Annotated in this window: 1 protein-coding gene and 1 pseudogene; both read left to right on the top strand. The window is 76.4% G+C overall.

All coding sequences use genetic code 11. The features are described from left to right. On the top strand, nucleotides 1-339 hold a 339-nt coding region (locus G3I54_RS31385; RefSeq protein ID WP_164619578.1), incomplete at its 5' end, for a helix-turn-helix transcriptional regulator. 185 nt (nucleotides 340-524) lie between these two features. Then, a pseudogene (locus G3I54_RS31390) lies at nucleotides 525-1,244 on the top strand (PucR family transcriptional regulator); the annotation flags it as partial.

Below are 1,244 nucleotides of genomic sequence, written 5' to 3' on the forward strand. Positions count from 1 at the left end.
CGCCGACGGCGTACCCGCGAGGCCCGCGGCCCGCTGCGCGACGCCCTGGTCGCCTTCCAGCGCTGCTCGGCCCGCGCCTGGGCGGAGCGGGCGGCCGGAGAGCTGCGGGCGGCGGGGGAGCCGGTCGCGGCACGGCGGGAGGCGGCCGGTGAACCGCTCGCCGCGCTCACGCCCCAGCAGCAGCGCATCGCCCGCTGCGTCGCCGAGGGGGCCACCAACCGCGAAGTGGCGCTCAGGCTGTCGCTCAGCCCGCGCACGGTCGACCACCACCTCCGTAACGTCTTCGCCGCCCTCGGCATCCGCTCCCGCACCGAACTCGCCCGACTGCTGAGCCCCTGACCCCCCGGCGTAGGCGGGAGGTTGCGAGACCGTGATGACGAGTTCCTCGCAGACCCCTAGGTACCGACTGGGCGGTATGCCATTCTGCGGGCGTCAGGATCGTGTCGCCGTGCTCGCGCCCCGCCCGGGCCGGGTGCGCCGGGCCCGCCGCTCGCGCGGCCGGCCGTATCCCGGTGGAGGCCGCCATGCCACAGGTCGTACGTCCGCGGATCGGGGCCCTGCACGGCCCGCCCCCGACAACGCCGTTGCCGCACCGCTTCCGGTCGCTGGCCGACCGCGAGGCCGTGGAGGTGCTGCACCGGGCCGCCCGGGTCCTCGTCGCCTCGCTGCCGGCCCTCACCGACCGGCTCGTCGAGGCCCTGTACGCCCAGGAGCCCGGCTACCGGGCGGCGATCGAGTCCGACCGGGCCGAGGTCTGGCAGGAGGTCCACCACTCGCTGCGGCACAACGTGGGCTCGCTGATCCAGCCCCGGGAGTTCCGTGAGTCCGCCCACCGCACCTCCCGCTGGATCGGCGAGATCCGCGCCGAGCAGGGCGTACCGCTCGACGCCGTCCTGCACGCCTTCCGGATGGGCGGCGCGATGGTCTGGCAGGACCTCGTGGACGAGACCGCCCGGCGCGACCCCGACGACGTACGGCTGCTCGTCCATGTCGCCGCCGATGTGTGGAACTTCGTCGACGAGCACTGCGGGATCGTCGCGGACGCCTACCGGCAGGCCGAGCGGCGGCTGTCCTGGCGGCGCGAGAACCGGCAGCGGCTCATGGTCGCCGCCCTGCTGGACGGCACCGCCCGGATCGCGGACCTCGCCGAGGCGGCCGCGATGCTGGGGCTGCCGGAGCAGGGCCGGTACGCCGTGCTCGCGGTGGCCGCCGCCCCGCGCGGGCCGGGCTCCGCCGCCCGCCCG

Source organism: Streptomyces sp. SID14515 (assembly GCF_010548505.1).
Taxonomy (GTDB): Bacteria; Actinomycetota; Actinomycetes; order Streptomycetales; family Streptomycetaceae; genus Streptomyces; species Streptomyces caviscabies.